This window comes from Nocardia transvalensis (assembly GCF_015477765.1).
In the GTDB taxonomy this organism is placed as follows: Bacteria; Actinomycetota; Actinomycetes; order Mycobacteriales; family Mycobacteriaceae; genus Nocardia; species Nocardia transvalensis_A.
Window position 1 is genome coordinate 795,100 of sequence record NZ_JADLQQ010000001.1, and the last position, 25,965, is coordinate 821,064.

29 protein-coding genes are annotated in these 25,965 nt (G+C 67.1%); 11 read left to right on the forward strand and 18 right to left on the reverse strand.

Going from position 1 to position 25,965, the window contains the following annotated elements; translation table 11 throughout:
- Positions 1–27 precede the first annotated feature (27 nt).
- Genes nbtC through IU452_RS03540 form a run of 5 tightly spaced genes read right to left on the reverse strand, consistent with a single transcriptional unit; the run spans position 28 to position 7,624 of the window.
- A complete protein-coding gene (gene nbtC / locus IU452_RS03520) occupies positions 28–3,150 on the reverse strand; it encodes a nocobactin polyketide synthase NbtC (RefSeq protein WP_195107370.1) in 3,123 nt (1,040 codons plus the stop codon).
- Entirely contained in the window at positions 3,143–4,465 is a 1,323-nt protein-coding gene (locus IU452_RS03525) for a polyketide synthase (RefSeq protein ID WP_195107371.1), read from the reverse strand. Before IU452_RS03525 ends, nbtC begins: the two co-directional genes overlap by 8 nt.
- Positions 4,462–5,217, reverse strand: a complete 756-nt coding sequence (locus tag IU452_RS03530) for a thioesterase II family protein (protein ID WP_195107372.1) — start codon at positions 5,215–5,217, stop codon at positions 4,462–4,464. Before IU452_RS03530 ends, IU452_RS03525 begins: the two co-directional genes overlap by 4 nt.
- 30 nt (positions 5,218–5,247) lie before the next feature.
- Complete coding sequence (locus IU452_RS03535) at positions 5,248–6,189, reverse strand: methionyl-tRNA formyltransferase (RefSeq protein ID WP_195107373.1); 942 nt, start codon at positions 6,187–6,189, stop codon at positions 5,248–5,250.
- Positions 6,190–6,220: 31 nt separating this feature from the next.
- Positions 6,221–7,624: a SidA/IucD/PvdA family monooxygenase gene (locus tag IU452_RS03540; RefSeq protein ID WP_195107374.1), complete on the reverse strand. Its 1,404-nt coding sequence runs from the start codon at positions 7,622–7,624 to the stop codon at positions 6,221–6,223.
- Positions 7,625–7,759: 135 nt separating this feature from the next.
- Here IU452_RS03540 and IU452_RS03545 point away from each other — a divergent pair, with 135 nt between their 5' ends.
- The 3 genes from IU452_RS03545 (at position 7,760) to IU452_RS03555 (ending at position 9,829) form a co-directional block, all read left to right on the forward strand.
- Entirely contained in the window at positions 7,760–8,230 is a 471-nt protein-coding gene (locus IU452_RS03545) for a hypothetical protein (RefSeq protein WP_195107375.1), read from the forward strand.
- A 162-nt stretch (positions 8,231–8,392) separates the two neighbouring features.
- A complete protein-coding gene (locus IU452_RS03550; protein ID WP_195107376.1) occupies positions 8,393–8,848 on the forward strand; it encodes a TIGR03667 family PPOX class F420-dependent oxidoreductase in 456 nt (151 codons plus the stop codon).
- 45 nt (positions 8,849–8,893) lie between these two features.
- On the forward strand, positions 8,894–9,829 hold the full coding sequence (locus tag IU452_RS03555; RefSeq protein ID WP_195107377.1) for an RluA family pseudouridine synthase: 936 nt from the start codon (positions 8,894–8,896) through the stop codon (positions 9,827–9,829).
- Positions 9,830–9,870: 41 nt separating this feature from the next.
- On the opposite strand, the gene IU452_RS03560 is transcribed toward IU452_RS03555, so the two are convergent.
- Both IU452_RS03560 and IU452_RS03565 read right to left on the reverse strand, forming a co-directional pair.
- A complete protein-coding gene (locus IU452_RS03560; protein ID WP_195107378.1) occupies positions 9,871–12,006 on the reverse strand; it encodes an MMPL family transporter in 2,136 nt (711 codons plus the stop codon).
- A 26-nt stretch (positions 12,007–12,032) separates the two neighbouring features.
- Positions 12,033–12,479, reverse strand: a complete 447-nt coding sequence (locus IU452_RS03565) for an EXLDI protein (protein ID WP_195107379.1) — start codon at positions 12,477–12,479, stop codon at positions 12,033–12,035.
- A 236-nt stretch (positions 12,480–12,715) separates the two neighbouring features.
- Between IU452_RS03565 and IU452_RS03570 the strand changes: the two genes are divergently transcribed.
- The 5 genes from IU452_RS03570 to IU452_RS03590 all read left to right on the forward strand — a co-directional run bounded on the left by IU452_RS03570 (position 12,716) and on the right by IU452_RS03590 (position 16,968).
- On the forward strand, positions 12,716–13,474 hold the full coding sequence (locus IU452_RS03570) for a CPBP family intramembrane glutamic endopeptidase (protein WP_195107380.1): 759 nt from the start codon (positions 12,716–12,718) through the stop codon (positions 13,472–13,474).
- A 211-nt stretch (positions 13,475–13,685) separates the two neighbouring features.
- On the forward strand, positions 13,686–15,614 hold the full coding sequence (locus IU452_RS03575; RefSeq protein ID WP_195107381.1) for a hypothetical protein: 1,929 nt from the start codon (positions 13,686–13,688) through the stop codon (positions 15,612–15,614).
- 52 nt (positions 15,615–15,666) lie between these two features.
- A complete protein-coding gene (locus IU452_RS03580) occupies positions 15,667–15,996 on the forward strand; it encodes a DUF6247 family protein (RefSeq protein ID WP_195107382.1) in 330 nt (109 codons plus the stop codon).
- The gene (locus IU452_RS03585; protein ID WP_228816303.1) at positions 15,997–16,257 is read left to right on the forward strand and encodes a hypothetical protein; all 261 of its coding nucleotides are present in this window, start codon (positions 15,997–15,999) and stop codon (positions 16,255–16,257) included. It abuts the gene before it with no gap.
- Positions 16,258–16,356: 99 nt separating this feature from the next.
- Entirely contained in the window at positions 16,357–16,968 is a 612-nt protein-coding gene (locus IU452_RS03590; protein ID WP_195107383.1) for a maleylpyruvate isomerase N-terminal domain-containing protein, read from the forward strand.
- A gap of 5 nt (positions 16,969–16,973) precedes the next feature.
- Here the strand turns inward: IU452_RS03590 and IU452_RS03595 are convergent, their stop codons facing one another.
- The 3 genes from IU452_RS03595 to IU452_RS03605 all read right to left on the reverse strand — a co-directional run bounded on the left by IU452_RS03595 (position 16,974) and on the right by IU452_RS03605 (position 20,453).
- Positions 16,974–17,939: a DUF6585 family protein gene (locus IU452_RS03595; RefSeq protein ID WP_195107384.1), complete on the reverse strand. Its 966-nt coding sequence runs from the start codon at positions 17,937–17,939 to the stop codon at positions 16,974–16,976.
- A gap of 233 nt (positions 17,940–18,172) precedes the next feature.
- A complete protein-coding gene (locus tag IU452_RS03600) occupies positions 18,173–19,360 on the reverse strand; it encodes an MFS transporter (RefSeq protein WP_195107385.1) in 1,188 nt (395 codons plus the stop codon).
- A gap of 67 nt (positions 19,361–19,427) precedes the next feature.
- Positions 19,428–20,453, reverse strand: a complete 1,026-nt coding sequence (locus IU452_RS03605; protein WP_195107386.1) for an SDR family oxidoreductase — start codon at positions 20,451–20,453, stop codon at positions 19,428–19,430.
- 183 nt (positions 20,454–20,636) lie between these two features.
- Between IU452_RS03605 and IU452_RS03610 the strand changes: the two genes are divergently transcribed.
- Positions 20,637–21,140, forward strand: a complete 504-nt coding sequence (locus IU452_RS03610) for a metallophosphoesterase family protein (protein ID WP_195107387.1) — start codon at positions 20,637–20,639, stop codon at positions 21,138–21,140.
- A gap of 130 nt (positions 21,141–21,270) precedes the next feature.
- Here the strand turns inward: IU452_RS03610 and IU452_RS03615 are convergent, their stop codons facing one another.
- Complete coding sequence (locus IU452_RS03615) at positions 21,271–21,849, reverse strand: hypothetical protein (protein ID WP_324192418.1); 579 nt, start codon at positions 21,847–21,849, stop codon at positions 21,271–21,273.
- Positions 21,850–22,042: 193 nt separating this feature from the next.
- A complete protein-coding gene (locus IU452_RS03620; protein ID WP_195107388.1) occupies positions 22,043–22,186 on the reverse strand; it encodes a hypothetical protein in 144 nt (47 codons plus the stop codon).
- A 228-nt stretch (positions 22,187–22,414) separates the two neighbouring features.
- On the opposite strand from IU452_RS03620, the gene IU452_RS03625 reads away from it, so the two are divergent.
- On the forward strand, positions 22,415–22,846 hold the full coding sequence (locus IU452_RS03625) for a pyridoxamine 5'-phosphate oxidase family protein (protein WP_195107389.1): 432 nt from the start codon (positions 22,415–22,417) through the stop codon (positions 22,844–22,846).
- A 76-nt stretch (positions 22,847–22,922) separates the two neighbouring features.
- On the opposite strand, the gene IU452_RS03630 is transcribed toward IU452_RS03625, so the two are convergent.
- From IU452_RS03630 to IU452_RS39405, 3 genes are read right to left on the reverse strand one after another with little or no spacing between them, the layout of a single operon-like run.
- Positions 22,923–23,387: an NUDIX domain-containing protein gene (locus tag IU452_RS03630; protein ID WP_195107390.1), complete on the reverse strand. Its 465-nt coding sequence runs from the start codon at positions 23,385–23,387 to the stop codon at positions 22,923–22,925.
- A 4-nt stretch (positions 23,388–23,391) separates the two neighbouring features.
- Complete coding sequence (locus tag IU452_RS03635; protein WP_228816305.1) at positions 23,392–24,126, reverse strand: hypothetical protein; 735 nt, start codon at positions 24,124–24,126, stop codon at positions 23,392–23,394.
- Positions 24,084–24,347, reverse strand: a complete 264-nt coding sequence (locus tag IU452_RS39405; protein WP_416382265.1) for a helix-turn-helix domain-containing protein — start codon at positions 24,345–24,347, stop codon at positions 24,084–24,086. The genes IU452_RS03635 and IU452_RS39405 overlap by 43 nt, the downstream gene beginning before the upstream one ends.
- Positions 24,348–24,477: 130 nt before the next feature.
- On the opposite strand from IU452_RS39405, the gene IU452_RS03640 reads away from it, so the two are divergent.
- Positions 24,478–24,939 carry a hypothetical protein gene (locus IU452_RS03640; protein ID WP_195107391.1) on the forward strand — a complete coding sequence of 154 codons (462 nt, stop codon included), beginning with the start codon at positions 24,478–24,480 and terminating at the stop codon, positions 24,937–24,939.
- 76 nt (positions 24,940–25,015) lie between these two features.
- Here the strand turns inward: IU452_RS03640 and rpsQ are convergent, their stop codons facing one another.
- From rpsQ to rplP, 3 genes are read right to left on the reverse strand one after another with little or no spacing between them, the layout of a single operon-like run.
- Positions 25,016–25,312 (reverse strand): 30S ribosomal protein S17, encoded by a 297-nt coding sequence (gene rpsQ / locus IU452_RS03645; RefSeq protein WP_195107392.1) that lies wholly within the window; start codon positions 25,310–25,312, stop codon positions 25,016–25,018.
- On the reverse strand, positions 25,309–25,548 hold the full coding sequence (rpmC, locus tag IU452_RS03650; RefSeq protein WP_062507077.1) for a 50S ribosomal protein L29: 240 nt from the start codon (positions 25,546–25,548) through the stop codon (positions 25,309–25,311). Before rpmC ends, rpsQ begins: the two co-directional genes overlap by 4 nt.
- Complete coding sequence (rplP, locus tag IU452_RS03655) at positions 25,548–25,964, reverse strand: 50S ribosomal protein L16 (protein ID WP_195107393.1); 417 nt, start codon at positions 25,962–25,964, stop codon at positions 25,548–25,550. The genes rpmC and rplP overlap by 1 nt, the downstream gene beginning before the upstream one ends.
- Position 25,965: the final 1 nt, after the last annotated feature.

Below are 25,965 nucleotides of genomic sequence, written 5' to 3' on the forward strand. Positions count from 1 at the left end.
GTTTCGCTCCCTGAGGTATTCATCGGCTCACGCCTGGTCGGCCGCCATCAACCGGACGACGTCGTCGAGCGACGCGCCGCCCAGGATCGCCGCCACCGGCAGATCCCGGTTCAGTTCGGACTGCACGCGTTTGCGGAAGTCCAGGGCCTGCAACGAGTCGAGGCCGAGCGCCACCAGCGGCACCGAACTGTCGAGCGCGTCCAGGCCGTCGGTGCCCATCACCTTGCCCAGCTGCACGCGCACCTGCTCGGACAGCGTTGCGCCGCCGGGCTTCTCGGGCTCGGACGGTTCGGCCGCAATCGGTTCGGCGACCACGGTTTCGGGCTCCTGTGCATGCGCGAGGACGCGCTCGAGCAACGGTCCGAAACCGGCCGCGGACAGCATGGCGTGGAGGTCGTGCCAATCGGCGGCGGCGACCACCCGATTACCCGCCCCCGGCAGGTCCGCATGTTCGCCGAACCCGACCGTCAGTGCGTCCTCGGGCGCCATCGCGACCGCACCGGCGGCCTCCACCGGCCCGACACCGACCGCATGCAGCGGTCCGGTCAGATCCCACAGTCCCCACTGCACCGACAGCGCGTCGACGCCCTGGGCCCGCAGCCGCCGTGCCAGCACGTCCAGCATGCGGTTGACCGTCGCGTACAGCAGTTGCCCACGGCCGCCGAGGGTCGCGGCGAACGAGGAGCACAGCACCACTCGGCAGTCGGGGGTGCGGGGCAGCATCCGCAGCACATTGTCGGTGCCGTAGATCTTGGACCCCGCCATCTCGCGCATCTTGTCACCGGTGACATCGGCGAGTTCGGCGCGCACGTAGTTCACCGCGGCATGCACGATGAGGCTCGCGGGCCGATCCCGCAGGGTCTCGGCCAGTGTCGCGACCGCGGCCGGATCGGTGACATCACAGGCGGCCACGTCGATATCGGCCGATGGTGCGACGGCACGAATCGCGCGCAGTCGCCCCGCTACCGCCGGTGTCTCGCCCGACCGGCTCAGCAGCGTGATCCGGCGGGCACCGAGCCCGGCGTAGTGCTCACCGAACTCGACGCCCAATGTGCCCGTGCCGCCGATGATCACGACGTGATCGAGGTTCTGCTCACCGGTGGGCGTGTGCGGTTCGGTGTCGACGTCGAACCGCTTGGCGTAGACGCCGTTGCCGCGCAACGCGAGCTGCGGCTCCTCCTTGGTGTGCAGGGCACGCACCACGGCCGCGGCCTCGCTCGCGCCGGACTGTCCGGCGGCCAGATCCAGATGCCGGAATGCGGTACCGAGGTGTTCGGCTGCCAGGCAGCGGAATCCGGCCGAGACGGCACCGTGGAACGGATGCGGGGCGGGGTCGTCGTCGAGGACCGCCTCCCCGCCCACGGTGACCAGCCAGCAGTCGCGCACCGTAGCGAGCTCGGGCAACCACGTTGGGGTGGAGAAGAATTCGGCCACCTGCTCGATCGCGCCCGGCCCGTCGGTCTCGGGCAGTTCGGGCAGCAGAATCACCGCGGTATCGAAACCTCCTGCACCCGTGTCGGTATGCAGGCGACCCGACCCGCCGTGGTTGTAGGCGGCGGTGCAGAGGGCGGCGGCCAGTTCCGCGCAGCGGCCGGTGTGATCGACCACGAGCAGATCACGCGGCGGCACCAGCGAACGCCGCTCCAGCCGCATCCACGTCTCGGCCAGCCGCAAGGGCCGCACTCGTGCTCCGGACGCCCCCTGGGCCCCCGTCGATCCCGGTTCATCGGTCCCCGTCGATCCCGGCATGCCTTCGGCCGGGCTCTCCCCCGCCGCAGCCCACAACCGCTGCGGATTCATCACGGTATGGGGGAAATCCGGCAGCGGCAGACCCACCGACGACTCGGTCCGCAGCGCCTCCCAGCGGTAGCCGAGGTCACCGACCGCGACCGTCGCCAGATTCCGCGTGAACTCCCGCAGGCTCTCGGCGGTGCGCAGCGACGTGCCCAGTACCCGGAAATCGCGCGGCGGCAACGCCGGGTCCTGCGGCACCAGGGTCAGATTCTCCTGCAGCGCCAGCTGCAGCGTGGGATGCTCGGCCACCTCCACGAAGGTGTCGATCCCGTCGGAGGCAGCGGCCACGATCGCACGATCGAACCGAACCCGGTTGCGCAGATTCCAATACCAGTACTGCTCGTGGTCCAGTTCGGACGTGATGCGTTCGCCGAGTGTGGCGCCGTAGCACGGGATTTCGCTGTCCGCGAAGGTGCGAGCGCTCATCTCCTCGAAGACCCGCTCCTGGAAGGAGCGCCGCACCTCGGCGACCAGCGAGGTGTGCGCCGGATAGGCGACACGGATCTCCTTGGCGAACTTGCCCTTGGCGGTGGCCGCGGCGACGATGTCGACGATGGTGTCGCGGTCACCGGAGACGGCCAGGATGTGCGGGGAATTGACCACGGCCAGTTCGGCCCAGCCCGAGTGGCGGGCCAACAACGCCTCACAGTCCTCCCGGTCCATACCCAGCACCGCCATCGAAAAGCCGCGTGGGGAGAGCTGATCGACCAGCTTCGATCGATGGGTCACCACGAACACGGCATCGCCGCGAGTCATCACGCCGGATATGTGCCCGGCCGCCAGCTCACCTTGGCTGTGGCCGACGGTCGCGGCCGGTCGTACCCCGGCCGCCTGCCACATCGCGGCCAGCCCGGCCATGTGGAACATCAAGGCGGGCTGCACTTCCCAGACAGTGTCCTCGTAACGGCCCTCGTTGCCGAGCAGATAGTGCAGCGGCTGGGTGTGCCCGAAACGCTCCTCGTGCACGGCGGCGCAGGCGTCCACCTCGGCCCGATATGCCTGGGACAGTTCGTAATACAGCTTGCCCATACCGGGGCGCTGACTGCCCTGGCCGGGGAAGACGAATCCGATGCGACGGGTGGCTGCCGTACCGGTGACAACGGCGGGATGCTCGGCCTCGGCGGCCACCGCACGCAGACCGTCGAGCAGCTCCTCGCGGGTGTCGACCATGACCAGGGCCCGACGCCGACGCGCGACCCGGGTGCGGAACAGCATGTCCGCCACCTGGTTCGCCGTCACCTGCGGGTGGGTCTGCAGATAGGCCGACAGCTGGGTGGCCTCGGCGCGCAATCCCGCGGCGGTGTCCGACGACAGCAGCACCGGAACGGTGCCGTCCGGGAGCCGGTACTCACACATACTGTTCCTCCAGAACGGGCATGGCGACGAGGGCGTGCGCATTGGTTCCGGCGACGCCGAACGAGGAGACCGCGCCGTAACGCACACCGTCGAGGGGTTCCCACGGGGTGAGGTCGGTGGCCAGCCGCAGGCTGGTCGAGTCCCAATCCACGGCGGCGGTGGGGTTGTCGGCGAACAGGCTCGGCGCGATCTGGCCGTGCGCCCCGCACAGCAGGACCTTGATCAGGCCGAGCAGGCCCGAGGCCGCTTGCGCATGACCGGCATTCGACTTCACCGACCCCAGCAGTGGGCCGCGGTCGCGGTCCGGAGCCCCGTACACCTGCGCCAGGGCGGTCAGCTCCAGCGGATCACCGACAGGGGTGCCGGTGCCGTGGCCTTCGATCAGACCGACCTGGTCGGGCCGGATGCCCGCGGCGGCAAGGGTTTTCTCGATCAAACGCTGCTGGGCCGCGGCGCTCGGGACGGCCAGCGGCGCGCCCTTGCCGTTGTGGTTGATTCCGGTGGCCAGCAGCCGACCGTAGATCCGATGCCCGAGTTCGCGGGCCCGCGATTCGCGTTCGAGCACCACGACTCCGGCGCCCTCGCCCCACAGGGTGCCGCTGGCATCGGCGGCGTAGGCGCGGCAGTGGCCGTCGGTGGCCAGCGCGTTGTTCTTGGAGAACTCGAAGAACGCGGCGGGGGACCCCATTACGCACACCCCGCCCGCAAGTGCCCAGTCGCATTCCCCGGCGCGGATCGCCTGGGCCGCCAGATGCACCGCCGACAGCGCCGAGGCGCAGGCGGTGTCGACGCTCAGCGACGGCCCGATCAGCCCGAGCCCGTGCGAGATCCGCCCGGCCACCGCACCGAGCGCGCTGCCCGTCGCGCGGTAACCGCTGTGCTCGGTGACGGCCGCGGCTCGCGGTCCGTACTCGGTGATCGAAACACCCATGTAGCAGCCGACCTCCGCGCCGTCGAGCGCGCCCGGATTGAGCCCGGCATGCTCGAGCGCCCGCCAGGCCACCCGCATCGCGACCCGCTGCTGCGGATCCATCGCCACCGCCTCACGCGGGGTGACGCCGAAGAACATCGGATCGAATTCTGTTGCGCCGTCCAGGAATCCGCCCGCGTCGCAGACGGTGCTCCAGCCGTCGAGCCGATCCAGCGACAGCAGCTGTTCGAGCGGCCATTCCCGATCGCGCGGGAACGGGCCGACCAGCTCGCGGCCCTGTGACAGCGCCGACCAGAACTGCTGCGGCGTCTCGACGCCACCGGGCGCCTCGATCGCCATGCCCGACACCACGATCGGGTCGATCTCGTGTGTCATCGCGGTCATCGGACCGTATTCAGCTCGGGGGCCAGCAATTCCACGATCCCGGCGACATTGTCATTGAGATAGAAGTGCCCGCCGTCGAAGACGGTCACCTCGATGTCCTGCTCGCTGTGAGCGGCCCACGCATACAGATCGCGCGGCGTGATGTAGGGGTCCTCCGCGCCGCCCAGCACATGAATCCGGGCCTGCACCTTGACCTCCGGCGGGCAGGTGTAGGAGTCGAAGGCGCGGTAGTCGGCCTTCACGACCGGCAGCGCCATCCGCATCACCTCGCGGCTGGCCAGCACCTCCGAGCCGGTGCCCTCCAGCCGGCCCAGGTGATCGAGGATCTGCTCGTCCTCGCTCGGATGCGGCGGCAGGTCCACCGCCCGCCCCGGCGACACGGCGGCCGAGGCGGCCAGCAGCCGCACCTCGACCCCGGCCTTCTCGGCCGCACGGACCAGTTCGAAGCCGACCATCGCGCCCATGCTGTGCCCGAAGACGGTCAGCGGACGGCCCCGATGGTGCGGGGAATCCAGGAAAGCGGCGAGCGCACCCTGCGCGATGTCGGGCAGCGTGGTCAGCGCCGCCTCACGCGCCCGGTCCTGGCGGCCCGGATATTGGAAGACGACGGTGTCGAAGTGTTCGCTGAACGCCTTCGAGAAGGCTCGGTAGGCGGAGGCGCCGGTACCGGCGTGTGGGCAGATCAACAGGGGCGGAAGATCGGCGGAGGCCGGCTTGTGGAACTGGCGGACCCAGCCGAGTGGTGCTGGCATGACGGGTAACTCCTGCGAGAAGAGAGTGGATCAGTCGGGCACGTCGGTGAGATAGCCACCGCGAGTGAAGAATTCGGCGGCCTGATGTTCGCGGCCGTCGGCGGTGCGCACGCGCAGGATCACCAGGCCGTGATTGCGGCCCCGGAACGCCTCGGGCCCGCACACGACGGCGCCGCCGCCCTCCTGCACGATGACGCGGCCGACGGTGCCGCCGTAGCGGGCCTCCGACACCGCCGCCTCGAGTACCTCGATGCGCTCGCCGCGGTAGTAGGTGAACGCGCGCGGGTACGGCTCGGACAGCGCGCGCACGAAACGCTCCAGATCCTCGGCGGGCCAGGACCAGTCGATGCGGCTGTCGCGGTCGGAACGCTTGTGGAAGTAGGTGCGCTCGGCCTTGTTCTGCGGCCGCCACTGCGCGGTGCCGCTCTCGATCGCGGCCAGCGCCTCGGCCAGCGCGCCCGGAATCAGCTCCATCCCGGCCTCGACCAGCTCGGTGCCGGTCGCCTTCGGCCCCACCGGCAGCGAGTGCTGCACCAGGATGTCACCGGTGTCCAGGCCGTCGTCCATGCGGTGGATGGTCAGCCCGATCTCGGATTCGCCGCTGATCAGCGCCCACAGCACCGGCGAGAATCCGGTGAACTTCGGCAGCAGCGAATCGTGCAGGTTCAAGGTGCCGTGCTGCGGCAGGTTGTACAGCTCCGCGGGCATCCAGGTGTACCAGCTGTTGACCACGATCAGATCGGGTTCGGCGCGCTTGACCAGATCGATGGTCTCGGCGTCGGCCCGCTCGGTCAGGTGGACCGGGATCCCGTGCTCGCGCGCCAGCTCTTCGACCGAATCGTTCCAGATCGCCTTGTAGGACTGGGCACTCGTCGGATGGGTGACGGCGAGGACCACTTCGTGCTCGGAATCGATGAGGGCCTGCAGGGTTTTGCGGCCCCAGGTCTGATAGCCGAACGACACGATACGCATACAACCTCCAGTTAACTAAGCTGAGCCTAACCTACCTTCTCCGCTGGAGGGCAACCATCCCCTCCGGGCGGAGCGCGCCCCGATGCGCGGGCTGTAATACCCGATCGGACAATTCGCCCAGGCAGCTGAGGTTCGGAAAGCCCGGCCCCTGGGCGAGCGCGGCCATATTGGGCAGGTAGAGCTTGGCGCCCAGGCCGGTCACGGACAGGTCGTAGGCGATGGCCGATTCCAGGCGAGCCTGGGTCAGAGGGCCGCCGACGGCCAGCTCCAGCAAATCTGCGGCGTCGGAATCGAACAGCTCCATGAACCACAGCGGCTGGCCGCCGGTGGCATCGACGACCAGATCGAAGGTGTGCACCTGGTCGCCCGCCGAGCCGCCGTTCCCCCAGTTCCCCGCCGCGCCGCCTCCCCGGTTCCCCGCCGCGCCCCAGATCCCCGCGCCGGCTCCTCGACTCCCCGCAGCGCTCTTGGCTGCGGGGACATTGCGCAGCGTGAGCGCCACCGCGTCGCCGTGTTCGGCCACCCTGATCACGCGGCCGCGCAGATGGTGAACCCGGTTGTCACTCATCAGGCTTTCCTGCACGCGCACCGAGAACACCCCGCGGTCGGCGCGGCGGATGACCTCGCGGCGCTCGTCCATGCTGAGTCCGGCCCAGGTGGTGGGGTCGCTGAACAGCGCGTTCTCGAAATAGCTTTCGCCGCGGGTGTAGATGGTGGCGTTGGGCGAGATCACCGAGACCGTGAGTACGTCGTGGCGGACCAGTTCATCCATTGCCGAGCCCGCGGTCTCGCCGCCGCCGATCACGGCCGCGCGCGACGACGGCGGCAGTCCCCGCCTGCCCGCGAGATCCCAGAAGTCGGCGATACTCAGCACTTTCGGGTGGTCGGCGAGGGCGCGGCGGCTGTTGCCGGGCCCGGTGATCATCAGCCGGTCGGCATCGATCTCGATCGTCGTGCCGCTGGGCTCGGCCACCGAGACCAGCCACCCGTCGGCGGCCGGCGAGATCCGGCGCACGGTGCCGAGCACCACCTCCGCGCCGGACTTGACCGCCACCCACTGCAAATATTTGGCCCAGACGTGATGCTGCGGACTCGGGCGGCCCCGGTCGACCCATTCGGCGTAGCTGCCGTTCTCGACCAGGAACGAGGGCCAGCTGTAGGCCATCATCGCCGCATCGATCTCGCGGTTGCGGCCGCGGGCCCAGGTGGAGCGGTAGGGGAAACCCACATCCTTCTCGGGGCTGGTGCCGAGCCGGTGCTGCCCGTCGGTCCAGCCGCCAGTGGGCAGCCAGTTGCCGCCGACCGCATGGCTTTCCACGATCACCACGCGCGGTGCCGGAAATCCCAGTTCCCGCAGTACTTGCGCCTTCGCCGCGACAGCCATGGCCTTCGGCCCGGCACCCACAACGAGAAGTGTGTCCACGGGTACTCCCATCTGTGATTCCAGCCACCGCTCAGTTAGCGTTGCCTACGTTTGCATAGGCTTACCTTATATTGCTATACGGGGCCAGCTGATGGATATCTCGTCCCGGGTGGTCCTCACCACGCCCCCGAAGAAATGGATATAGCAATGACGATGAACAAGTCCCGTACCGCGTTAGCGGTGTTCTCCATGGCCGCAGCGCTTTTCACCGGCACGGTCGCCGCCTCGGCACCGGCCCTGGCCGCACCGATCATGGCTCCCGTGCACGCCGCGGCGCCCGGCCTGGGTGAGCTGACGACCAAACTGCAGCTGGCCCTGGACACCAGCGCTCCCCGCGCCCAGCGCGCGAACGAGCTCGAGGCGGGCGAGGCCGGTCTGCCGCTGGTCGATCAGGTCGGCACCGTGATGGCCGCGGCCCCGCCGAGCTTCCGCTGGGAGCTGCAGGGCCCGGTGAACGTGGACGGCGACCTGCTGACCGCCGGCCTGCAGACCTCCATCGACGGCTACGAGCCCTGGCACTTCCAGCTGTCCTGGAAGCAGATCGACGGCACCTGGAAGCTGACCCGCGAGGCCGAGTGCACCGTCGCCAGCATCGCCGTCCTCCCCTGCAACCTGTAAAGGGCGCTTTCCAAATTCGGCGGAGATCTCACAAGGCTCGTCTCGAATCCCCGCACCCGGCCCGCCAGGGCCGGGTGCGGGGCATCCACATCCGCAGCGGAATGGTTTCAGCGGAATTCGTGTTACCGCTCAGGGAATCCACAGCACCGCGAGGAGACAGCCATGACCACCACGCAGGCCCGCCCCGCCGGAGATCCCGTCGTCGACACCTCCACCGAGTTCGGCGCACACGTCGCCGAACGACTGCAGCGCGAACACATCGCCTGGCTCACCACCGTCGGTCGCAGCGGCGGCACTCCGCAGCCGAATCCGGTGTGGTTCCTCTGGCGCGACGGCGAATTCCTCCTCTTCAGCAAGCCCAACCAGGCCAAGCTCCGCAATATCGAGGCCAACCCTCGAGTCTCGTTGAACCTCAATAGCTCCGAGAGCGGCGGCGAGATCGCGATCCTCACCGGATCGGCCCGCATCGACTCCGACGGCGCGACCGAGGACGAGATCGCCGATTTCACGACGAAATACCGAGAGCCGATGGTGCCCCTCGGCTACACCGCCGAACAGTTCTACGCGGACTACTCGGTCTTGGTCCGGATCACCCCGGACCGCCTGCGCGGATTCTGACCTCGGGATTTCGACCGCGCTATCGGGCAGCTACTGTCGTGATCGATGAGACGTAGGCAGCAGCCGCCGCTGGGGAAGCGGCACGGACTGGACCCGGCGCGGCTCCGGCTCCCGGAGGACGGCGGCTGGGCAACCATCCGCGACCATCTCGTGGAGCGGTTGCCGCGCGTGCCGGTCGAACGGATCGACCAGTTGCTGGTCGAGGGCGGGATCGTCGATCTCGATGGGCCGATCGCCCCGGACGCACCCTATGTGCCGGGCGGGGCGGTGTGGTTCCATCGGGATCTGCCGACCGAGACCGAGGTGCCCTTCGATCTCACGATCGTGCATCGCGACGACGATCTGCTCGTCGTCGACAAGCCGCACTTCCTGTCCACCATTCCGCGCGGGCAGCACATTCTGCAGACCGCCCTGGTACGGCTGCGCCGCGAGCTGGACCTGCCGGATCTGGTACCGGCACATCGTCTGGACCGGGCCACCGCGGGGTTGGTGCTGTTCATCGCCAACCCCGCCCGCCGCGGCGCCTATCAGACGATGTTCCACAAGCGGCGGGTCTACAAGGAGTACGAGGCGATCGCCCGCTACGATCCGCAACTCGAGCTGCCCCGCACGGTCCGCAGCCGAATCATCAAGGAGCGCCACATCCTTCGCGCCTTCGAGGTGGACGGTGAACCGAATGCCGAGACCCGGGTGGAGCTGCTGGAACACCGCGACGGTCTCGGCCGATACCGCCTGATCCCGCACACCGGCCGCACCCACCAGCTCCGCCTGCACATGAACGGCCTCGGTATCCCGATCCTCGGCGACGACTTCTACCCCGAACTCACCGACCGTCCCGTCGACGATTTCACCCGCCCCCTCCAATTACTCGCCGCCACACTGGAATTCACCGACCCGATCACCCGGGAACCACGCCGCTTCCGAACCACCCGCACCCTGCAGGCATGGACGGATCCCGACGGCTGGGTGAGCCACGTATGACGATGCGGGCCGCCGCATGGACGGCCCGCATCGCTTTCCCCCTATCGGACGCCGGTGGCCGATCGGGTGGCTTCACTCGGCTCCGGCTCGCGTACGGCGTCACCGTGTCCGGGCCACCATGCGCGGTGGCCGATCAGTGCCGTGAGCGCCGGGGTGAAGAACATCGCCATGACGAAGGCCGCGATGGCGATGCCGACCGAGATGGCGAAACCCATCTCCGACAGCACGGTGTTGCCCGCCAGCATCATCGAGGCGAAGGTGCCGGCCAGGATGACACCCGCTGCGGCGATGGCCGGCCCGGTGTGCCGAACCGCTTGCGCCGCCGCTTGTTTCGGCTCGAGACCCGTGCGGGCCTCCTCACGCAGCCGAGCGATCATGAGGATGTTGTAGTCGGTGCCGAGCGCGACCACGAACAGGTACATGATGATCGGCAACGTGAAGATCAAACCGGATTCGCCCTGCACGTGCTGGAACACCAGGACCGCCGACCCCAGGGTGGCCGCGAATCCGAGGAAGACCGAGGCCATCAGGTACCACGGCGCGACCAGGCTGCGCAGCAACAGGGCCAGCACGATCATGATCGCGATGGCCGCCACCGGGAACACGATCGTGTAGTCGTGATTCATCGCGTCCTGGAAGTCGACGAATACCGACGTCATACCGCCCACCGCCGCCGTGGTGCCGGGCGGTGCGGCACCATGTGCGGCATCGCGCAGCGGCCCTCGCACGGTGTCGATCGCGGCGTCCGACTCCGGCGCCGAGGCCAGCGTCACCTTGAAGTCGGCCACCGTCTTGTCCTGGGACAGGACGGGCGGTGCGACCTGGCCCACGCCCGGCACCTGCAGCGCCGTGCGGTATGCGGCCAGCTGCTCATCGGTCAATGCACCCGCCGACTGCAGCAGCACATCCGACGGCTGGGTGACACCGGCGGGCATGCCCTTGAGCAATTCCTTGCTGTACACCACCGATTCCGAGGCGTTCGAGGTGGATCCGGAGGTGAGGTCGAAGGTCGGATTGAAGCCGAAGGCGAAGGCGCCCAAGGCGATCAACACACCGCCGGAGACCACCGCGAAGGCGCCGGGCCGCCGCCCGAGCGCCTCCCCCGTGGCGGCGAAACGCGCCCCTTTCGGTTCGCTCCGCCATGCCTTCGACGGCCAGAACACCTTGGTGCCCAACAGCGATACCACGGCGGGCACCAGGGTGAGCCCGGCCGCCAACGCCACCGCGACGGAGATCGCCAACGCGGGTCCCATCGACCGGAACATGCCGAGGGTGGACAGGACGAGCGCCATGAATGCGATGATCACCGCGCCCGCCGCGGACGTGATGGCCTCGCCGACCCGGGTGACGGCGCTGACCATCGCGGCCTTGGGATCCTCACCGGCCCGCAGGCGTTCGCGGTAGCGGAACATGAGGAACAGGATGTAGTCGGTGCCGACGCCGTAGAGGACGACGACCAGGATCGAACTGATCGAACTGTCCACCTTCAGGTCGAAAGCCTTACTCACCCAGGCGATCAGCCCGTTGACCACGCCGCCGACACCGCCGAGGACCACAATCGGCAGCAGTGCGGTCACGGGACTGCGGAAGATGATCAGCAACAGCACCAGAATCAGGACCACCGTGGCGACGCCGATGATCGCCAGCCCCTTGGTCGCCGACTCCTGTGCGTCCAGGTTCTGGGCGGCCTGACCCGTGACACCCGCCTTCAGATCGGTGTTCTCCACCGTCGGTTTCAGCGCCTCACGCAACTCCGCGACCGCATCGCTCTGGCGGGTGTCGGTGGCGCCGGTGGGCTTGGTCATCTGCACAGCGGCGATCTGGACCAGACGATTGTCCGACGGTGGGGCCGCCTGAATACCGGTGACGTCCTCGATACCGGCGGCACCGAGCTGCTCGGTGATCGATCCGACCTTCGCCACATCGGCATCGGTCAGCGCCGCCCCGTCGTCGCGCGCGAAGACGAGGATGGCCGCCGGTGCGGAATGTTCGGGAAACGCCTTCTCCTGCAACCGCATTGCCTGGATCGATTCGTAATGCGAAGGCAGGAAATCGGATTGGTCGGTCGTCGAGGTCAACTTCGGCGCCGTCACCATCACGGCGACGATGACCAGTGCCCAGAGGCCGATCGTCTGCCAGGGATGACGGACGACCAGACGGCCCAGCCGTGCGAACATGAACGGTCCCTCCTCCAGGGCCAGGCTCAGATGTCGAGATCTTCGGTCCGCGCGGGTTCCACCGCGGCGACGACACGGCGGTACAGCTTGCTCGAAAGCTGTTCGCGCAGTTCATCTGTCGAGTCGACGATGTCGACGGTGTAATCCCCCCATTCCGGCTCCTCGAGACCGAAGCCCAGCATGCTCCGCCAATTCTTCCAGTCCGACTTCAACTCCGCCATCCAATTCGTGCGGTTGGGGAATTCGGACCAGTCGCTTTGCAGCCGCTGCACGACGAATTTGCCCTTGCGACTGCGATAGACCTTGGTCACCTCGATCCCGGTCTTCGAGTACTCCTTCGTCTCGGCCAGAAAGCGTCCGACGAATCGCTTGGCGCGCAGACCACCAGGGCCGTCCTTCACGATGATCTCGTCGAATTCCTCTTCCGCGCCGACGGCGGCGAGCACGTCCGGCTGCTGCGGGTCGTTGGTCATGATGTCTCCCGTTCATGCATAACTGCGCAGGTGCGCATTCGTTGATCGATGGCGCCCGTCGATCCCCCGTGGCTTCGGGACGCGGTGTCTGCCCGCGACGTTGAGGGCCACCCCACGCTGGGTATCCACCTGATCCCGATTGCACTATACGTAGATGTATACATATAGGGCAAGGTCCAGTTTGGGCGGTGGCTCCCGGCCGACGCGGAGCGAGGAATGAACGTAGACTGGCCGCGATGTCTCGAACCGATAACGACGTCGCGCTGTCGCCGACGCCGCCGGGCCCAGCCCGCCGGTTGCACACCTACGTCGATGTGGCCGTCGTTGTCGTCGTACTGGCCTGCACAAATCTGATCGCCCACTTCACCTCGGCATGGGCGAATATCGCGACGGTTCCGGCGGCCGCGCTGATCCTGGTCGCGCTCATGCGCCGGCGCGGGCTCGGCTGGGCCGAACTGGGCCTGTCGCCCCGGCAGTGGCGCCGCGGCACCCTCTACGCCCTGGGCTCGGTCGGCATCGTGCTCGCCGCGGTGGCGATCGGCGCGGTGCTGCCGATCACGCGGCCGTTCTTTCTCGCCGACCGCTATGCCACCATCTCCGGCGCGCTGATCGCATCGATGATCGTCATCCCGCTACAAACGGCCATTCCCGAGGAACTGGCATTTCGCGGCGTATTACACGGCGCACTCGACCGCGCGTACGGGGCACGGGGGGTATTTGCCGCGGGGTCACTGCTTTTCGGACTCTGGCATATCGCGTCATCGCTCGGACTGACCAGCAGCAATCGCGGATTGAGCAGCCTACTCGGCGGCGGAATCGCCGGACAGATCGCCGGAATCACGCTCGCGGTGGCGGCAACCGCCGCGGCGGGGGCGGTATTCACCTGGCTGCGGCGGCGCAGTGGCAGCCTGCTCGCCCCGATCGCACTGCACTGGTCGCTGAACGGAGCCGGCGCCTTGGCCGCAGCCCTCGCCTGGCACACCGCAATGCACTAACAAAACCTCATGCCCAACAGGCAAAAACCTCATGCCCGACAAGGGCAGAAACCTCATGCCCGACAGCGAAGCGGAGGGCGACACCGAACAGATGTTCGGGCAAAGCATTGACCACGAGTAGGTCACGGATTACTCTCACTGCGATCACACATATGTTCGAGTAATCAGGTCCCGACAGTCGGCACTGTACCTGCTCCCGGGAAGGCACGCCATGCTCGACGACCAGTCGACCGGCAACTCCGAGATCGCTGCGTTGGCGCATCGGGTCGCGACCGCGCGCGGCAAACTGCCGTTGCAAACCGATCCCGCGCTGTTCGAGGAATTGTCCGAGGCGGAGATTGCCGCCGAACGCGAGCTCGCGGAATGGATCCGGGCACAGCGGCGGCGGCAGCGGCGCCGAGCCGTCGCCGCCGAATTGGCCGCCGAGAAGCGCGATCGGCGAGTCGCGCTGGCGCTGCGCCGATCCGACGATGCCGACGCCCGCTGGCATCGCAAGGCCCGCGCCGCCCGGCGGCGGGTATCGAATCCCGATGCGCGCCTTGCCCAGCTGTACCGCCGCGCCGAGTGGTCGTCGCGGGCGCTGATCGGCGTCGTGGTCCTGGGCATGGTGTGGGCCGGGGTGAACGTACAGCGCAACCTGGTACCCAGCGGCGATATGTCCGACCCGCTGTACTGGCTCAGTTACGGCTTCGAGGCGATGATCTCGATCCCGATCATCACCATCATGGTGGTGGCGACGACGGCGGCCCGCTGGGGACGCGAAATCGCCCGCGGCAAGGTCGTTTTCCTGGAGGTCGCGCTACTCGCAGTGACAATCGCGCTGAATTCCGGCCCGCACCTGGCCGCCCACGCCCCCGCCCGCGCCGCGGAGGCCGCCGTCGCGCCGGTGATGGTCGGTGTGGTGATCTGGTTGCACGCGTGGGTTTCCGCGCGGTACGCCCAGCTGATCGAGGGCGCACCGGTCGAGGACGGCCTTCCCACCTCCGCGCACAGCGAACGGATCGATGCGCCGATGGCGATCGGTGACTCCGAAACCTCTTCCTGGGCACTCGCCCCGGACGCCCGTTCGGCACCGTCGTCCACACACAACGGCTACCCTCACCCCGCGGCCGCCTCCACAACCGAGCACCTCTACCCAGCCTCGGCACCCGAACCCAACGGCCATCCCCATCCAGCAGCCACATCGAGCGGAATCACGCAACCACTCCCGGCGCCCGAGCACAGCGGCCACCTCCACCCGGCAGCCTCGAACGGGATTTCCCAACCATTCCCGGCACCCGAGCACAACGGGCACTCCCACCCGGCCGCAGCTTCGAACGGGCATCTTCTCCCGGACTCGGCACCCGCACACAACGGTCACCCTCACCCGGCGGCCGACCCCACCCCCGACGAAAACCCGCAGCCGGCACAGTCTTCCGAACGCGACGGCTACTCCCGCCCGACCACCGAGCACAACGGCCACGCCTACCCCGCAGTCTCCGCGAACGGGAAGGCCCACTCGGCGCCCGAGCACAACGGTCACGGCCACCCCGGAGCCGATGTCGTCGCGAACGGCAACGCGCATCCTGCCCCCTCATCCGAACGGAACGGCCACGCCCACCCGGTGGTCTCGCCGAACGAGCACGACCCTTCGGAAGCGGCTTCCGCCGAAGACCACGGCTCCGTCGCCGACTCGACATCCGATCCCGGCAGTTCGGGAAAAGCACCAGCGCCCAAGCAGATCCGCCGTCCGAGTGACCGGAAAGCCGGCGCGGAACATCCCTACACCCGCCGCCCGGCGGCCCCCGCCGCCCGCACCGATTCCGACGAGGAGCGAAAGACACGCACCCTCGACGCCATCGACCGCGCCGCCCAGCTGGCCCTCGACGACGTCACGGACGAGCCCGAACCCCCGATCGACGACAACGACGATATCGCCGCCGAACTCGACGACGTCGAGGTCTGGGCGGTAGCGCGCGAAATCTCCGAACGCGGCATGTCCAAACTCCCCGTCGAACAACTCGCCGAGGTCCTCACCCTCGCCGACGAATCCTGGACCCCCGCCGCCATCGGCGCCTCCATCGGCCTCCCCGGCTCCCGCATCCTGGGCATCCTCGAAGCCGCCCGCCGCATCCGCCGCCCCTACGCCATCAGCGGCTGACCCGCAGCCCACCACAACACCGTCTCAGGATCAGGGGGTTATCGTTGTGAGCATGACCGCCACATGGGCCTACGACGACCAGCCGAGCAGCGGCCACCCGCTGCGGCCCGGCGCGTCGCCGCAGGACATCCGGTCAGCATTACTACCCGAGGACCGGGCCCAGTTCGACCTGGCATATACCCGAGCATTGAGCTGTGCCCGTGACAGTCTCGATCTCACCGAGTTGTTCCGAACGCTCGAACATTGGCGCCGGGTCGCGCTCCTCCAGAGCGACCGCGAGCAGTATCGGCGGGTCGTTCGTCGAGCAGCTGAGCTACTGACCGGCGAACAAGCCCCGGCCGACGAGCCGTTGGATGCCACGCGGACCAAGGCCGGAATGTAGGTGTACCGCGTCGAGACCGATTCCGACGCTCAGCATCACATCGACGCACTTCCAACACCCGCGCTGGCCGCCTATGCGGAGCTGCGGGTCGTCCTGGAGGTGAGTCCATGGAGCGGTGAATCAATCAATGCGGCCAAGCCGGACGCGGCGGTGCGGACAATGTCGTTCGGAGAGCGCCATGAGGGCCTGGTGACCTATGTAATCCTCGAGCAACAGCGCGAGGTGCACGTGCTGATGGTGCAGTGGGTCGGATTCGACTGAGTTGCTGGTGTGGGCGACATGGTATTTCGTTGCGGGTGGGGTGGGGCGGTGGTGGGATGGAGGGGTAGGAGCTCGATCGGGCCGAATTTAGGGGTTGGCATGGATATTTCGGCGTTGGACGAGGTTTTCGGGGTGTGGTGTGCGCGGGTGGTGGCGCTGACGCCCGAGGAGTGGGTGGCGCCTACGCGGTTGCCCGGGTGGACGGTGCAGGATCTGGTGGCGCATATGGCGCCGGACAAGCGCGTGATGGAGTTTCTGCGCGGGCCTCGGGTCGAGGAACCCACGGTGACGAGCGGGGCGCAGATGCTGCGGATCTACAACCAGCCGGGCGGAATCGCGCACACTATGGCCGACACTGCCGCGGAGTTGGCGAGGGAGGCGGCGACCATAGGCGCCGACACCCTGATTCGCCATTTCCTCGACGACGGCCCGGACCTGCTGGCCGAATTCCGTAGCGCGGATCCGGCCGTCGGGCTCCCCTATCCGCATGCCGAACTCGGCACCGTGAGTTTCCGAGCTGTCGCCGAGGTCCTCCTCGTCGAGGCCACGGTGCACCTGCTCGACCTCATCGCCGCGGTCGGTGGTGATCGGCCCCCGGCGGACGCCCTGCGCCGCACCGCCGAAATCCTTTCCGCGGTACCGGATCCGGTCGCCTTCATCGAGTCGGCGACGGGCCGATCGAGCGCGGCCGTCCTTCCGGTCATGCGGTAGCGAGTTCACCCCTCGCCGGATACCTGCCGCAGTTCCGCTGGGGCACCGACGCTTTCGGAGGACACTTCGGCCTGCCGGCTCGACTGCTCCTCCACAGTCGAAGCGGCCGTGGGTGATTCGGCGACCGCGGGCGTCGGCGCGCCCGCCTGCTCCATGGCCGCGGCGATACGCAGGCGCTCGGCGACCTCGTTGAAGATGTAGAAGTTGGGAATCGTGCCGACCGGGGCCAGCGAGACCCAGTGCCCATCGAGCTTGATGCGGACCATGCCGTCGCGGGCATCGATGGTCTGGACCCGCTCCCACCGATACGACGTGCCCTCGTGGCGGAGCTCGTCCAGGGATACGTCGATATCGCCGAAATTCACGGTCTGTTCGGCATCGATCGCGGCGACCACCCGCGGCAATTGGGTTGCGGTGACCGCCGATTGGATGTGCGGGCCCCATTCGCGGGCGTCGGCGAACAGCTTTTCGTCGATTTCGGCATACATGCGGCCCGGGCCGGTGATGACGAACGAATAGTCGGTGGCCGCGGCGTCGGCGCTGCGAAACGGGATGACCAGCTGCCGCACCTGGGCGGTGTCCCAACGGAATGCGACGATCTCCTCACCGGCGAGGTAGACGGTCATCCCGTGGTCGAACATGTCCAGGCGCGCCCCGCGGCTGCGCCGGTTCAGTTGCCCCCGCAATGCGACGCCGGTCAGCGGAATCAGGGCGAGCCCACCGATCGCGATACTGCCGACCAGCGATCCGGCCGCCGCGCAGATGACGCCCACGACGAGCAGACCACCGGCCACCAGCGCGCAGCCGCGCACGACCGTGTCGTTGCTGATCGGCGCCGGTTGGAACGTCTGCCGATGGGTGCCCAGCTTCTCGTACTCGGCCATGAGATGGATCAGCTGCGTCAGGGGCACCGTACGCCGGCCATCGGTTCCCCCGTCTCCGCGCTCCAGCGTGCTCGGGGTGGTGGTCAATATCCCTCCAGTAGGCGATTTTCTTCGCGCGAAGCGTATTCGACCGAGTCGGTTCCTGCTACCACTACGCGCGGTCGACCCGCCAAAATATGGACAAATCGGCCAGCCCTGGATCGTGCAAATCTCGATCCGATCACAGTGACATGTGGGCCGGGTCATCCTACCGCCCTCGGGCGCAATAGTTCCCGATTCTCATCGGCGTGTCACTAGCCTCGCTGTCGAAATCCCCTATTTCAGGTGGACGGGGCATATGCCCGCTCGGCTCGCCGCCGGACGAACACCCAGACCAGCACGGCCAATCCCACTCCGGCACCGACTCCCAGCGCAGCGGCCACTCCGAAACCGGCAGGGAAGCCGCCCGCATCGATGGCGACGCCCGCAAGTGTCGCACCGATACCGTTGCCGAGGGTCAGCGCGGCACCGTGCCAGCCGATCGCCTCACCACGCCCACCGGCGGGCACAATCCGGCTCAGCTGATCGATGGAGGCGGTAAGCGTTGGGGCGCATAGCAATCCGGCGATGAACCCGGTGACACCGAGAACGAACGGGCCGCTCGCGAACGCCATCGGGAGCGTCGCCACACCGAGCCCGGCCAGGAGCACGTATGTCGAGATCGCCCGGTGCATGGCGCCGTAGACGAGCCCGCCCACCAGCGAGCCGAACCCCCACACGGCCATGACCACGCCGAGCCACTGCTGCGCGCCGAACTCCCGGGTGGCCGAGACGAAGGTCAATTCGGAGCCCGTCAGCACCGCGATGGCCGCGCTGGCTCCGATGCACAGGGCGACGAATTCGAGCCGGAACCACTCCCGACGCGGCACCGAATGTGCCTGCGGCTCCTCAATATCCGACCGCAGCGGTGGATTCAGCACCCACACCAGCATCCCGGCGAGCACGAGCGCCATCTGCACGACCAACAGCACGAGTCCTGTCGGTCCGAGCGCCGTGGCCGCCACGCCGATCACCGGCCCCGCCATGAATGCCACCTCCACCGAGACCGACTCCAGGGCCAGCGCCGGCTGCCGATTCCGCTCGGTGGTCGCCGCGATCACGGCCTGCCGCACGACGGTGAAGATCGGAATATCGAAAAGCCCTGCCACCGAGGCCAGTACGAGCAGCGGCCCGTACTCGACGAACGGCGCGACGGACCAACAGAGCGCGCCGACGATGATGGACGGGGCAATCGTGCGCCGCAACCCGAACCGGTCCAGCAGCCGGCCCCGCCACGGCCCGCTGATGGCGATGCATCCGGTGACGATGGTGGTGAGCAACCCGGCCTGCGCATACGATCCGTGCAGCGTCTGCACCACATGCAGCGCCAACAGCACGGCCCCGGCAAAAAACGGGATCCGCACCAACGCCCCCAACAGCAGCACCTTCCGCACCGCCGCGGAACTCAGCACCTCTCGATAGGCCCGCACGCCTGACAGCCTGTCACCTGTCCCCGCCCGCCGCCACGGATTTATCCCATGAATCGCGCTCGCAGGTTCAGACCGGAACCAATTGATGTTCGAGAAGGCTGCGAGCGGTGGCGGTGACAGTCTCGTCGGTGGATCGCGGTGTCCAGCCGAGGATTTCGCGGGCCTTCGCGTTGCTCACATGCCGGACCTTGCCGAGGTTGGCGCTCATCTCGCCCATGCCCGGGACGAGTTTGGCGGCCGCGCGAACCATCCACATGGGCAGCTGTTTGGTGGGAATACGCTCGCCGTCCGGGCCCAGATTCTTCCGCAGAATGTCGGCGATATCGGACAGTCCCACCGCGTCGCCCGCGGCCGCGATGAACCGCTGACCGGCCGCCGCCGGATGAATCATGGCGCGCAGGTGCAGATCTGCGGCATCACGGACGTCGACGACGGCGAAATTGAGCGGCAGCAGGGCGGGCGCGGTGCCATCGATCAATTTCAGAATCAGCTGAATAGAATTCGAGTAGTCCGGGCCGAGTACCGGGCCGAAAATGCCGACCGGGTTCACCACGGACAGTTCCATGTCGCCGCCCTCGTGCTCCACGAAATCCCAAGCGACCCTTTCGGCCAGCGTTTTCGACTTGACGGGCAGGGGCAGCGCGGGGCCGTCCAGGCTGGTCCAATCGTCTTCGGTAAAAGGCTTTTTCGTGTCGGGATGGCCGTATCCGACGGCGCCGAAGGACGAGGTGACAACCGTGCGCCGCACTCCGGCATCGCGAGCCGCGCGCAGCACCCGCAGGGTTCCTTCGCGCGCTGGGGCGAGCACCTCCTCCTCGTTCTCCGGTTGTCCCGCCGGGAAGGCGGCATGCAATACCCAGGAGCAACCGGCGGCGGCCTCCGCCCAGCCGTCGTCGGCAGTCAGATCCGCGGCCACCATCTCGAGGTCCTCGGCCGCCGCCCCGGCGGCTGCGACGTCGGCGCGAACACGATCGGCCTTGCCCATATCGCGAATTGTCGTGCGAACCCGATACCCCTCGTTCAGGGCCTGGGCCATACACCTGATCGCCAGAAATCCCGTACCACCGGTTACCAGCACTGTCCCATTGGTCATACCGTCGCCATCCGTTCCGTTGCGGGTCGAGGTTTTCGGAAACGTGCACTACCGACGAGCTACGAACGGCGGCAGTCTATTCGGTGGTCATTCGGACGCCGTGGACCGACAGGCGGAACCTCGAGGTGCGGGCGGGCAGTCGTGCCGGAACAACACTCGTGAGCCGAGGTGTACGGTCGGCGCGTGCGACTGCTGCTGATGTCCGATACGCATCTGCCCGTACGGGCCAAGCGGCTTCCGGCTGAGCTGATGGAGCAGGTAGGTCGGGCCGACGTCGTCTTTCATGCGGGAGACTGGGTCGATGCCGCGACCCTCGACCTACTCGAAGCACGCTCGCGGCGGCTGGTCGGGGTGTATGGCAACAACGACGGGCCCGAGTTGCGGGCGCGTCTACCCGAGGTGGCCTACGTGGAGCTGGATGGGGTGCGGTTCGGTGTCGTGCACGAGACGGGTCCGGCCCGGGGCCGGGAGCGACGCTGCGCCGAACGGTTCCCGGAGCTGGACGTGCTGGTGTTCGGGCACAGCCACATTCCGTGGGACACCATGGCGAGCGACCGGCTCCGGTTGCTCAACCCCGGCTCGCCCACCGATCGGCGACGTCAGCCGCACTGCACGTATATGACGGCCGAGGTGTCGGCGGGTCGGCTCACCGCCGTGGAGTTGCACCGGTTACCCAACCGCACCTGACGCCGCGAAAGGCCCTCAGCGCCAACCTCTTGTGAACGCCCCGGCCCTACTGTTGTGAGCCCCGGCCTTACTCTTGCGACCCCCCGCCTTACTCTTGCGACCCTCCGCCTTACTCTTGCGACCCCCCGCGCTAGCGGGAGGGGTTGCAGAAGCCGCAGACGCCGCTGGCGGGCAGCTGGATGAAGCATTCATCGCAGACGCGGGTGCGGACGGGCTCGGGCGTGGGCTCGGGACGGCGGGCAGGGGTCTGGCCGCGGCGGGCGGCGACCTTCGGGGTGAGAGGCGGCACGCCCGCCGGGACATCGGTGCCGTAAGCGGCATAGCACTGCCAGCGGGCGTAGGCGGCATGCAGTTCGATGTCGTCGGGGACCGGCAGCGCCGCCAGCTCGAGGACGTACTTGTAGCTGTCGGTGACGGTGTGGTTCTGGCGCACGCACAGGGCGGTCAGCGGCGGCTCCCCGGCGGAGTGGCAGCGCCGGGCGACCTTGCGCAGCACGGCATCCACCCACGTGCGTGTCGGCGCATCGGTCCGCACCCCGGACCGTTCCTGCACCTGCTCGGCCAACTCGTTCAAGGTCACGAAATGCCCATAGCCCCTGGCAGTTTCGGCAAGCACCTCATGCGCCGCCATAGCCCAGGCCACGGTGGCATCCCGAAAGGACACCCCCGCACCGTCGTCGGTCCGCCAAGCTCCCGAAGTAGTCGTCACACCCGCACTCATAGCCCGTCCACGTTAGCGAACCGCTACCCCCGCCCGCCAATACCCACGCCGCTATCGTTGTATTCCAGGACACGGCGAAGCACACCGATCGAGCGACAAGCGGGTCTTCGACGTCGCGCCGAGCGGACCTGCTCCGCCCAGGAGGGTCGGAGCAGGCAGGCGTCTCGTGTCAGGACCCGGCTCAGACCTCGTCGGCCTCGTCGGCCTCGATGAACTTCACCGAAACCGCATACGGCTCCGACTCGTCTTCGTCCCGCTCCCAGGAGTTGACATCCTTGTCCGTGACGTCCTGCGCGGGGTCGAAGTCCAGGTTGTGGCACCCCACTTCCTTGACGAAATAATCGGCCTCCTCACTGGAAAACGAAAGGCTGCCGGCGAGGGCATCCGTTGCAGTCGACCATCATTACGACCGCACCGGTCGTCGCGCCCGGTGCGTCCGAAAAATCACGAAAGCCTGCTTCCCAATCGAGAAGCGCAAGCCAGCGCGAACGTCTCGAGGCATGACATCGAAGGGGCCGGGAATAGGTTTGCCGCCCGGAATGCTGAAACTTCTATGCCGAAACGTCTCACCGAAGCCGAGCGGCAGGAATTCCTCGCCGGAAAACATGTCGCCGTGTTATCCGTTACTACAGATGACGGCCGTCCGCCGGCCAGCGTCCCGATCTGGTACGACTACAGCCCGGGCGGGAATATCAGGATCACCACCGCCAAATCGAGCCGCAAGGGCAGACTCATCGAGCGGGCCGGTGAGGTGACGCTGGTCGTCCAGCGTGAGGAGCCGCCCTACCGCTACGTGATCGTCGAGGGCACCGTCGTCGATTCCACCACCCCCGTCCCAGCCGAGGTACGAAAAGCCCTCGCGATCCGCTACCTCGGCGAAGAAGCCGCACACGACTACCTGCGCCGCACCGACTACCCCGGCTACGTCCTGCTCACCATCCGCCCGGACCGCTGGCTCACCACAGACTTCTCCGACGACCTCTAGTCCCCATTTCACCGACCAACGCCACCTGTCTTCGACACCCACCTGGGACGCCAGTGCCGGGTGACCCACAGCCCACTTATTTCGTGCGTGCTTCGCCTTGCTCGAGGTACCGACATCCGCCGTCGATATGAGCGGAATATGCCTGCCGAAGTCGGCGAGCAAGTCGAGGCACCACGTACTCGTCGACCTCATCGACGCTTACCCACTGCCACCTGTCGAGCTCGTCTTGCTGAAGCACGATGGCTGCCTCGTCCTCACCAAGCTCACCGCAGTCGAAGACGTAGAGGATCTTGTCGCCCTCGCCGGGGTTCGGTGCCCAGTCATGGACCAGTAAGCGGCGCGGAGCTCTGTCGATCCCTAGTTCCTCATTGACCTCACGCCGACAGGCTGCCGTAGGAGACTCACCCGGCTCGACATATCCGCCTGGGATGTCCCAGCCGTTGCCGTACGTCTTGTGGACCAGCAGGATCTCGTTCCCGCGGACGAACAAGGCCCCTGCGGCCAGGCGGGCACGTGCGAACTGGTTGTTCGCATCGGTCATGTGGTCACCTCACGATTCGCATTCGTTGGGCCAGAGCCTGCAACGCGAACGGTGGCTTCCCATGGGCGTTGCGGATCCATGTGAGTACAAGTTGTCGGCTCAGGTAGTGGTGCCGAACTTGTTCTGGGGCAACCTCTTCGGCGTCGAGGACCGCGGATATCGAATCGTGCCGACGTCCTGCCAAGTTGAAAGCTCGGGCAAGCTCCAGTTGGTGGCGAACCCTTCGCTCGATCGGGAGCGCTGATGTATCCAAGGTGGGGCCGAGTTGCAGCGCGACTTGGACGTCACCCAACTCCATCGCAGTGTTGACTCGGTGGATCCCGACATTGGTCGGCCCGAACGCTGTCCATAGGTGGTTGCCGTCGCCCCCGAGATTCGCAGCGGTTCGAGCCGCTTCCCTCAGAAACTCCTGTGTCGCGTCACGACGGTTATGTCTCGCAGCGGCCATCGACCCGACAAGCAATAGAGTGCCGTAAACAGACAGGACGTCTTTGCGGTCATTTCCGAGATGGGGCCGCAGATAGTCGGCACCGGCGGTCACGAGGTCGATGGCAGGTTGCAGCCGACCGGTCGACATGACGGTGAAGGCGACGGCGCGCATCAGCGAGCCGATCACAGCTGGATCGCCGGTGTGCTGGGCGGCAGCCAAACCGCGCTCGGCCGCTGTCCAAGCCAGGTCGGTCTCGCCGAGTTTGGTCAACACGGACGCGGCCGCCTGGTAGCGCTGTCGGTAGTCCACTCCAACAGCATCGGCTCGCCGATCAGATCTCCCAGTGACACATCGAGTGCGTCGGCGAGCAAGCGGATGACCGATAACCGGTCCAATGAGATCCGGTTGTTCTCGACTCGGCTCACCCAGTCCTCCGTACGACCGACCAAGCCGCCGAGGGCCTCCTGGGACATGCCACGTCGACGTCGGTACCAAGCCACCCGCTCACCGATAGTGAGGTCCTGCGTCATGCCGCGCACACCTAGATCTTCCCCCTCACCTGGATGACAACCCCGGAAGGAAATTCCGGGCAGGTTGCCCAATTCAGGCCCAGGCTACTGCCGAACCAACGACATCAGTGCTGGATGGGGCGGATCAACCGTGAACATCGAAGAGGTCGAGACGGTCGTCGACTGGGTGGAGTACTACCGCCACCAATTCCATTTGCCTGTGGAGGAGCGGGGAGGGTATGTCATCCTGTCCGTGACCAGACACCTCGGCGTCATCCACATGCCGAAGGATCTAGCCAAGAAAGTCCTAGGCTCACTTCGTGAGCAAGGGATTATGAGTCCGTTGCTGGCCCGGCAGATTCGCTGGTCCTTGATCGCCTCAGTCGATTACTCACCGGGGTATCAAGTACTAGACCTGTTGTCCCGCAACGAGGTTTGCATTCCCGTAGTCGGTAGCGCTCTCATGATCCCAACCAGTTTCGAACGCTACACCCGCGAAGGCGCCTACTGGGTCAATCCGCCTGCCCGCGACCAACTACTGCCGCTGCTGTCGACCGTGATCACGACTGCATTGGCTGCCTCGTCCGGGCGGCAGGTCACTGGCACCTACTAGCCGAACAAACGAGGAAGGCCCGCTTCCCAATTGGGAAGCGGGCCTTCGTTGTTCGATTGTCAGCCGAGGAGTGGGCTTACTTGGCCTTCTCCAGGACCTCCACCAGTCGCCAGCGCTTGGTGGCCGACAGCGGGCGGGTTTCCATCAGCTGGACGCGGTCGCCGACGCCGGCGATCTCGTTCTCGTCGTGGGCCTTCACCTTCGAGGTGGTGCGGATGATCTTGCCGTAGAGCGGGTGCTTCACCCGGTCCTCCAGCTCGACCACGATGGTCTTGTTCATCTTGTCCGAGACGACGTAGCCGATCCGCACCTTACGGCTGCCGCGCTCTGTCTCCTTGGCCGGCGTCTTGGCCGGACCCTTGGCATCACTCATGCCGCATCTCCCTTGTCCGCCGGGGCCGAGGCCAGACCGAGCTCGCGCTCACGCATGACCGTGTAGATACGCGCAATCTCGTGACGAACGACGCGCAGACGACGGTTGTTCTGCAACTGGCCCGTCGCCATCTGGAAGCGCAGGTTGAACAGCTCTTCCTTCGATTCACGCAGGCGGGCGACGAGCTCTTCCTCGGTGAGCTCGCGCAGGTCTGCGGCCGGAGTTCCGGTAGCCATCAGAACTGCTCCTCCCTCGTCACGATCCTGCACTTCATCGGGAGCTTGTGCATCGCGCGGCGCAGGGCCTCGCGAGCGGTCTCCTCGTTCGGGTAACTCATCTCGAACATCACCCGGCCGGGCTTCACGTTCGCGACCCACCACTCCGGCGAACCCTTACCGGAACCCATACGGGTCTCGGCAGGCTTCTTGGTCAGCGGGCGGTCCGGGTAGATGTTGATCCAGATCTTGCCGCCACGCTTGATGTGGCGGGTCATCGCGATACGCGCCGACTCGATCTGACGGTTGGTGACGTAACCCGGCTCCAGCGCCTGGATGCCGAACTCGCCGAACGCCACCGAGGTGCCGCCCTTGGCCATGCCGGTACGGCGAGGGTGATGCTGCTTGCGGTGCTTGACCTTGCGAGGCATCAGCATG